This is a genomic window from Anaerosporobacter sp. (assembly GCF_965301125.1).
The window spans coordinates 1-9824 of the sequence record NZ_CBDLAM010000146.1 but is presented as its reverse complement, the minus strand read 5'-3'; the positions used below and the strand labels follow the sequence as shown (position 1 = coordinate 9824).

Genomic DNA, 9824 nt, shown 5'->3' with positions numbered 1-9824 from the left:
TTGAGCACTATCTGGTTCTTCTTGATTATTCTATTCTTCGGCATTTTGTCCATTTTCTTGTTGATCAATAGATTCAGTTTGATTAAATAAACATTCTATTGTATAAGAAATAGTCTCGATACCATTCTCATCCTCTTCAACATTGAATCCAAGGTTATTTACATAAATAAAATAATCAATTTCTTTTAACGAAACAATGGTTCTTGCTATAACTTCCTTACGCTCTGTTCTCAAATTAAGAATTATACCTGTATCTGACACCTCAAAAGATTCGACTTTGGTTTTAACTGGTAATTTTTCTTCGATATTTTTTAGTACATCATCAAGCTTCTCATTGCTATTTTGGGTTGCAATGTAAATATCTTTATATTTATCATACAATTGTGTTGTATCATTGTAGTGATCAAATATATCAACAACACCTTCCAATTCATTTATTCTGGCATTTGTTTTAGTTTTCTCATCTACACATGCGTTATAATCTAAGTAGGATTTCACACTAATTCCTATACTTGTAACAATACAAATACTAAATACAACTAGAGCCAGTAAAGCTGAATTATGTTTCCCACCCTCTTCTACTGTCTGACGCAGTCTCAAATCGACTGAATTGATAGCTGCACCTAAGCACATTAGATATTGGCTCTGTTCTCGATCATCTAAGTTTTGATTGGAGCTTGCTGGTAACTTTATGAATTTATCGTATTGAAGCACTTTAATTCCAGTTTGCTTCTGCAATAAATCGTATAGATAATTCAATGGGATCCCATCACTAGCGATATATATATGTTTTACTGTGTTATTTCCTTTAGAAGAAAAATAATCTAAAACTCTCATAATGTTATTAACAATATTATGTATCACTTCATAGGTGTCACTCATTGAATCTTGATAAGACAAATCACTTGGTATCTCATTTGGAGAATAATTTAAAACATCTAATTTATCATCATTTATATATTGACCTGCATCTGTGTCAATTAATTTCTTATTAATAACTTCAATTGCTTGATCACGTGTACGGGCTTGTAATAAAGGATTATTTACTACTGAACTAATAATATTACTGCTACCATAAGGCATTGTCCTTTGTAACAGAAGTTTATCTTTATCAAAGATATTAATATATCCATTGCTATCATTTAAATGCACAACCATATTAATATCTAGGCTATCATTCTTCTTTAATACTTGATATGAACTGTTTCCGCCATAATCAATACTTATTATATTTAGCCCTGCCAATTCCGCTAATTCATAATAGGATTGTACTACATCAATTGGAACGGCTAAAACTAATAATCTTAATTTCTTTTCTTTATCATCTAACACTTCCAAAATATTATAAGCAATATTATATTCATCTATTTTAATTGGAAAATAATCACTAGCATTTGATTGCACTAATTGATTTATCTGTTGTTTCTTAACATAAGGTATAATTACCTCTCTACTCGCAATCCTATTTGATGAAATCGTAAAAACCACTTTACTATTGGTTATATTCGCATGAATTAATTTCTCTTTTATTAATTTTCCTAATCCTATTTTTTCTTTTATGTATCCATCTTCTACCGCACCAACTGGAGTTTCAAATGTTATTCCCTGGTACATTTGTAAATTACTTTTGTTATTATCAACTTCACAAATTCTTGTTAGTTTTTCTCCTAATTCAATCGCTAATACTCTATTTCCCATAATATCCTCCCGTTGAAATAAACACCTTTTAATTTATTTGTTCACTAAGAATTCAGCGTACATTTTCCCCTCAGTCGTGACTATTCCTTTTCTACAAGGCTAATAGCTACTCAATAAAACATTGAAATACCAATTAATTAATTGATCTCCATAAATCATTGTTATAAATATACCGAATGCCAAATAGGGCCCTAATGCTAACATATGATCCTTCTTCGTAATCTTCATACGTAAAACATGAATAATTGAACCAACTATACAAGCCATAAAAAATGCTACAACTATCTTTGAAGCACCTAGCCCCAAACCAGCAGCCGCCATCAACTTGATATCTCCACCACCAATAGCCCTGCCCTTGGATAAAATAAAAATAAGGTATAGCAAAACACTAATTGCCAAAAATCCAATTGCATGTCGCAATCGATTCGGCCAATCAATAAACATAATCACTAAACTAGCAATAAAGATAATCTTATTAAGAACGAATGGAATTTCAAACGTATGCCAATCTACTATACTGATTATCAATAGCACCGACGTAATAATACAATACATACAACTCTCTAAACTAAAACCCTTAACGTATAAGATAAGAATATATAAACCTCCATTCAATCCCTCTAAAAGAGGGAATTGAATGGATTTCATTGCATTATATGTACAGCTACTATTTTCTTCTAAACTTCCAACCATATCTTGTGAACACTCAGCGATCAACTTACAGATACAGTATCTCATAAATCTTCCTAGTAAAAGTCCTGCAATAAACATTGCTATATAAGTTAAACTATACATATAATTGCACACTCTCTAGTTATTTTAATTTATCAGTACCATCATTTTTCACTTCTTTGGTAGTTGTAATTGTAAATATAACTCCATCTTTAAGTTTCTTTGATTTAAAGGATACAGTTTTATTTAAATTCCTGTTAACTTCTTTTGAAAAGTCTGTATCTCCTGAAGAATATTTTCTATCAGCTGCTGAAGTTACATCTCCATTACCATCAACAACTACAGATCCTCCCTTATTATCGAATGTTATAGTTACTTCAGCATCACCCAAAGCATTCCATGCTTTCTCATCCGCTAACGCTGCTTGAATAGATGAATTGATTGATTCAATGGTTTGTTTATCCATACTCTCTCTTGACTTCTCAATATAACGCATAAATTGTGGTGCAATTACTACTGTTAGAATTGCCATGATTGCAATTACTACGATTAACTCAACTAACGAAAAACCTTTGTTTCCTAATTTCTTTCTTCCATTTTGAATAGCTTCTTGTCTCTTTTCCATACTCTTCACCTTTCGCTTTCTTAATTTATTATTAATACCGCTTATATTAATTGTAATAAAAGCGATTATTAACCGATTACAAATTCTCCATACCATCATACATAGATAACATTGGAGACATAACTGCTGCAATTATAAAGCATACAATAACAGCCAATACAACAATAATTAATGGTTCTAATGCAGCTGTTAATGATTGTGTCTGTAACTCAACTTCTTCATCATAATAATCAGCCACTTTATTTAACATATCATCGAGACCACCTGTTTCTTCTCCAATTCGGATCATGTGATGAACCATAGGAGGGAAGACGCCACTGGCTTTAATTGGTACCGATAACGGAACACCCTTTTCTACTTCTTCTTTACTATGTAATAAGGTTTGTTTTACAATCAAATTACTCATGGACTTCGCTGTAATATCGATTGCATTAACTAATGGTATACCAGCTGTCATTAATGTGCTTAATGTTCTAGCTAGACGCGCTGATGATGATTTAACGGTAAGAATACCAAACAATGGTGCCTTTAAACCAATCTTAGCGAATACAACCTTGCCACTTTCACTTGTTCGATATAATTCAAAAACTGCAATTACCAAAGCAAGTACACCTACAACTATATACCATTTATGTATCAGAAAATCACTTGCCTTAATAACCATCTTGGTAATTGCTGGCATCTCAGTTCCTATCTCATCAAACATTGATTGGAATTGAGGAATTACAAAGACAAGCATGATAACGACTACAAGTAATGCAACAATTCCTACCGCACATGGATAGATCATCGCTTTTTTCATTATTGCTGATAACTTGGCAGACTTTTCAAAATGTACTGCCATACGTTCAAAAGATATCTCCAAACTTCCTGAAGCTTCACCAGCTTCCACCATATTAATCAATAGCATAGGAAATACTTCTGAATGACTTCTCATCGCTTCAGACAAGGTTTCACCCTTTTCAATACCACTTTTGGTATCACTAATTGCTACTTGTAATTTTTTGTTTTTTGTCTGCTCACTTAGCATTTCAAGTGCACTTGTTACTGTAACACCTGCATTTAAGATACTGACAAATTGCCTACAAAAAACACTTAAATCTCTCGACTTAACTTTTCCAAGAAAGTCAAAGGTTATTTCCTTATCTAAAACACCTTGTTCTGTAACTTTAATTGGAGTTAATCCATCAAGTTTTAATAATTCCTGGGCTTTATCAAGTGTTACTGCTTCAATACCACCCTTTTTTCTCTTTCCATCTGCTGAAACCGCTACATATGAATACTTAGGCATTTTTCTTCTCCTCTCGTTACGTTTAATAACTTATTCTATATTAGCTTTTTAGATAAAGTTGCTGGATCTTGTGCATATGACATAGCATATTTCATATCAATAAGCTGTCTGTTGTATAGATCCAAAAGGTAGTCGTCCATTAACACCATTCCATCTTTTCTAGAAGTCTGCATAATCGTTGCAATTTGATTACCTTTACCTTCTCTAATAAGATTTTGAATAGCAATACTATTAAACATAACTTCAAACGCTGCCACTCGCCCACTCTTATCCTTCTTAGGAATTAATTGCTGGGATATTACGCATCTTAATACGCTAGATAATTGAACTCGAATTTGCTGTTGTTGATGAGGTGGGAATACATCGATAATACGATCAATCGTACTAACCGCACCAACTGTATGTAATGTGGAGAAAACTAAGTGTCCTGTTTCGGCTGCAGTGATTGCAGTAGAAATTGTATCAAAATCTCTCATTTCTCCCACTAGTATTACGTCTGGATCTTCACGTAAAGCAGCTCTTAATCCTGCTCCGTAACTCAAAGTATCACTGCCGATTTCTCTTTGATTAACAATCGATTTATTATGTTCATGCAAATACTCGATTGGGTCTTCCAAAGTGATAACATGTCTACTACTATTTGTGTTTATTTCATTAATCAAGGAAGCGAGCGTTGTTGATTTACCACTACCTGTTGGACCAGTTACAAGTACTAAACCTGATTTTTTTTCAGTAACTCCAACGATAAAACTAGATAGTCCTAATTCAGTTGGCATTGGTATCCTATTATTAATTACACGGATTGCAACTCCATAACTTCCTTTTTGTTTGTAAGCATTAACACGAAAACGTCCCAAATCTGGAACCGTATAGGAACAATCCACCTCCCCTTTCTGCTCTAGCTCTTCTTTCTGTACTTCAGTAAGTATGTTCATAATCAATATTTCCGTTGACTCAGAGGATAATGCACCATTGGTAATACTAATCAAACTTCCATTCACCCTACATTTTGGTGGAATTCCAGCTGTAATATGTAAGTCAGATGCATTCATATCTACAGCAATTTTTAACATGTCTGAAATTAGAAACATTTCTTTTCCTCCTATATATGATGTATCGTTTTACGAGACTAATCATTTTCATAAATTACTCTCTTCATCTCGTCAATTGAAGTTATTCCTTCGATGACTTTCTTAGCGGCACTTATACGAAGTGTATTCATACCTTGGTTAAGGGCACATTTTTCAATGGCATCTGTGCTTTTGTTGATGGCAATGACTTCCTTTAGCTCAGGGGTTATATTCATTATTTCATACACACCAATACGTCCATAAAAACCTGTATTATTACAATGGGAACAACCACGAGCTTTATATAGCTTCAAGTTTGAATCTACGTCGTATTTTAGTAATTTCTTTTCCTCTGTACTGGCATCATATGAAACTTTACATTGACTGCATAAACGTCTTACTAACCTTTGAGCAATTACCCCAACTACTGAATCTGCAATCAGATAACTCTCTACACCCATATCCACTAATCTAGTAATACTGGCTGCTGCATTATTTGTGTGCAATGTACTAACTACTAAATGTCCTGTAATAGACGCTTTAACTGCAATTTGAGCAGTTTCACCATCTCTAATTTCACCAATCATAATGATATCTGGATCTTGTCGTAAAATCGAACGTAACGCCGATGCAAATGTTAGTCCAGCTTTCACATTAACATTTACTTGGTTTACACCATCAAGATTAGCTTCTACCGGATCTTCTACTGTAACGATATTAACATCTTCATTATTCAACTCAGTAAGAGCAGAGCATAATGTTGTAGATTTTCCACTTCCTGTTGGACCAGTTACAAGAATAATTCCATGGGTATTCGATAGCATCTTGTCAAAAGATTCAATTTCTTCACTGGTAAAACCTAAATCCTTTTTATCTCTTGCAACACCTTGCTTTGGAGTTAATCTCATTACTATTTTTTCTCCAAAAACAGTTGGTAAAGCGGAAACACGAATATCAAAATCTTGTCTATCAACGATCTTTGAAATTCTTCCATCTTGTGGCTTTCTTTTTTCCGATATGTCCATATTGCTTATAATCTTAATACGAGTAGTCAAAGCAGATAACATATTAACGTTAAAACTCATAACTTCTTTCAAAACACCATCGATTCGATAACGAACTCTAATTTTTCTTTCAAGTGCTTCAACATGTATATCACTGGCTCTTTGACGTACAGCTTGTTCAATAATTGAATTTACAAGAACAACAATTGGGGAGTTTTTAATATCGTCTCTCTCTACAAATTCTCTTTCTTCAATCAGGCTGATTTTTTCTTCTGAATATTTTTGTACTACAGCCATTGTTTCTTTGCTACCGTAATACTTGTCGATAGCTAAAGAAATCTCTCTAAGCGTCGAGATAACTGGTTCGATCTGATAGTTCGTTACTATTGAAATATCATCTATAGCCATAAAATCCATTGGATCAACCATAGCTAACCTTAAAACGTTACCATTATTCTTACTGAACTCAAAAGGTACTACGCTGTACTTTCTAAGTAATGACTCATCAACCAAATTAACTATTTTTTCGTCAATTTGCACATCCGCTAGGTTTATCATCTCCAATCCCAATTGCCTTTGTAATGCTTTAGCAATATCAATATCTGTTGTAAAACCTAAATCGATTAATACTTCACCTATTTTTCCACCGATAGTTTTTTGTTCAATAAGTGCAGCGTTAAGTTGTTCTTCCGTAATCGCTTTCGCTAATACTAACAAATCACCTAGACGTTTCTTTCTTCTTTCAAACTTCTCCATCGCACTCTCCATATGTTTTTCTAGTTACTGTATTTGAATTCCTCGAATTTTCATTTATAAACATATTTTATACTTTTATGGCGTATTTTGTCTATTAATATTTTCAAAACATTCAAAGTTTTTTATTTCTTACGATTTCCTTACTTTTTCCATCTATTAACTATATACATCATAATTCATCTTTTTACTACTAATTTTTTCAGTATTAGTATTTATTTCCTATTAATTTCTATCGATTTACTCATTCATTGGCACATTTTTACTATATTCCATTATTATTATGATAATGTGCAAATTTTCCATCTACAAAAAGTCTAATTAATAGTCATAAACCATATCATTTTTCGTTATATTAAACGATTACTAATACTTTCAAAATTTACACTGTAAAATAAAAGTTATAACAATATATACTATATTATGTCAATTTGCATCTATAAATGGGGATTAAGGACCATGAATCTATCAAATATCGTCGTAATGATACAATAATTGTATAAATATGCATGTAAATCATGTAAAATTAAACAGCTTAGGTTATTGAAAATAAAAAAACAACTTTTCAGCTGGTGTCATTTGCGAACATGTATCTATGTTCACAAAATGAATTCAGCGTAAAAAGTTGCTTTTAAATTTAATCATTCTCTATTGTTTTATAACTTGTTAATGTCTTGTATTAGCTTCTCAACATTTTCTTTCTTTGTAGCCCAGCTTGTGCAAATACGTATTGCACACTTGTTCTCGTCAATCTTACCCCAGAATGTAAAACAATAATTCTTTTCCAATACTTCTAATTTCTCATTAGGTATGATAGGAAATTGCTGATTTGTAGTTGAATCATACAAAAATTCATATCCTTTTTCTTCAAATGCCTTACGAATCATCAACGCTAAATCTACCGCGTGTTTTGCTATATCAAAGTAAAGGTTTTCTTCAAATAATGTTTCAAATTGAATACCAAGAAGTCTTCCTTTTGCTAATAATCCACCTCTTTGTTTCATACAATATCGGAAGTCTTTCTTTAAGCTTTCATTCTTAATAACAACTGCTTCCCCAAATAATGCCCCTACTTTCGTACCACCAATATAAAACACATCACAACAATCAGTAATATCCTTAAGGGTAACATCATTTTGCGGTGAAGCTAAACCATACCCCATTCTTGCACCATCTAAGAATAGTGGAATCCCATGTTCCTCACATACTTGCTTAATCTCCAACAATTCTTTTCTTGAATATATTGTACCTGTCTCTGTTGGGAATGAGATATACACCATCGCTGGTTGAACCAAATGCTCTCTTGATCCGTCTTCTTTATGTTCAATACAGATCTTATCTATCTGATCAGCACGGATTTTTCCATCTGTACTAGGTATCGTTAACACTTTATGTCCTGTTGCTTCTATTGCACCAGTTTCATGTCCATTTATGTGACCACTCTCAGCTGCAATCACACCTTGATATGGACGCAATGTACTAGCAATAACTGTTAAGTTCGTTTGGGTTCCCCCAACTAAGAAATGTACATCGATGTCATCGTGTTCGCATTTTGCTTTGATATATTCTCTTGCCTTATCACAATAAGAATCCACTCCATACCCTGGTGTTTGCTCCTCATTCGTATCTATAAGTTGTTGCATAATCAAAGGATGTGCACCCTCTGCATAATCGCATTCAAATCGTATCATTTGTTTATCTCCTTTTATGTGCTCTTATAAAATATCATACTATATTTCATCAGATCAAACAATACAAAATCTTGGCAATTATTCATGCTTATTTTATAATTATTCAAATAAATGAATAATATTAAAGCTAAATTTCTTCTTTTTTTGTATCCGAGTACCATATGTAAACCGGTAATTTTGTTCGCATATGGTACTAAGTGTAGAAAAGTTGTTCTGATTAATCTATTATACTACTTAACCACTGCAATGGTTTTTATGATCATATCAAATGTATCTTGTAATTTCAAAGTAGCAGTATCGTCATACATATAAATAATCCCAATGGAATGTTCATTTATATACATCTGATATGCTACCATAGTTAATGATCCTTCTCCCTCCATCTTGTATGATACATAAATTCCTTCTCCAAGGTTAGTATCAACAATTTCCTTCTTGTAATCTGAGATTCCATCAGTAGTTTCCAGTCCCTCTAGTTCACTATTAATCATCTCAGTCCATTGTTCATATGTTATTTGTTGACCTTCGAAATCACTGTTTGTCATAAGAATTAATTCATGTTCATTATCATCTAAACCGATAAGCATCATACTATCTGTTCCTTCTGTAACACTTTCGGATTGCACTGTACTTGGGATAGTGAATGTAACAGTATCTAATGTAACAGTTTTGTTTCCAGTATTATTTTCAGCTTTTTTAGCAGTAACAGTGACTTTACACGTATATTTTTTTCCACTTGACTTCGCTGTAATTGTTGCTGTACCTGCTGCTTTTGCTGTAACTTTACCTTTCTTACTTACCGTTGCAACAGATTTCTTACTTGAAGACCAAGTTATCTTTTTCTTAGCTCCAGTTAACTTTAATTGTTTTGTCTGACCAACTTTTAAGGATATCTTTTTTTGATTTAATTTTACGGTAGCTGCATTAGCAACTGTAGTAGTATTCATGGAAGGTATTGCCGCTGGTGCTGACACCCCCATTGTAAAAGCTATCGCTAATGCCATAACTTTAGTTCTTAAT

General features: G+C 32.8%; 8 protein-coding genes. All 8 read right to left on the bottom strand.

Going from position 1 to position 9824, the window contains the following annotated elements; all coding sequences use genetic code 11:
• Positions 1-30 precede the first annotated feature (30 nt).
• Positions 31-1698, bottom strand: coding sequence for a pilus assembly protein PilM (gene pilM / locus ACW2QF_RS14465; protein ID WP_455716717.1), 1668 nt, complete (start codon positions 1696-1698; stop codon positions 31-33).
• Between the two features lie 99 nt (positions 1699-1797).
• Positions 1798-2436: a prepilin peptidase gene (locus ACW2QF_RS14460; protein WP_455716716.1), complete on the bottom strand. Its 639-nt coding sequence runs from the start codon at positions 2434-2436 to the stop codon at positions 1798-1800.
• A 76-nt stretch (positions 2437-2512) separates the two neighbouring features.
• A complete protein-coding gene (locus ACW2QF_RS14455; RefSeq protein WP_455716715.1) occupies positions 2513-2995 on the bottom strand; it encodes a type II secretion system protein in 483 nt (160 codons plus the stop codon).
• Between the two features lie 76 nt (positions 2996-3071).
• Positions 3072-4286 carry a type II secretion system F family protein gene (locus tag ACW2QF_RS14450; protein WP_455716714.1) on the bottom strand — a complete coding sequence of 405 codons (1215 nt, stop codon included), beginning with the start codon at positions 4284-4286 and terminating at the stop codon, positions 3072-3074.
• Between the two features lie 35 nt (positions 4287-4321).
• Positions 4322-5377: a type IV pilus twitching motility protein PilT gene (locus ACW2QF_RS14445; protein ID WP_455716713.1), complete on the bottom strand. Its 1056-nt coding sequence runs from the start codon at positions 5375-5377 to the stop codon at positions 4322-4324.
• A 38-nt stretch (positions 5378-5415) separates the two neighbouring features.
• Positions 5416-7116, bottom strand: coding sequence for a GspE/PulE family protein (locus tag ACW2QF_RS14440; RefSeq protein ID WP_455716712.1), 1701 nt, complete (start codon positions 7114-7116; stop codon positions 5416-5418).
• 653 nt (positions 7117-7769) lie between these two features.
• Positions 7770-8804, bottom strand: coding sequence for a threonine aldolase family protein (locus tag ACW2QF_RS14435; RefSeq protein ID WP_455716711.1), 1035 nt, complete (start codon positions 8802-8804; stop codon positions 7770-7772).
• Between the two features lie 230 nt (positions 8805-9034).
• The coding region (locus tag ACW2QF_RS14430; protein WP_455716710.1) for an Ig-like domain-containing protein at positions 9035-9824 on the bottom strand (790 nt) is incomplete at its 5' end.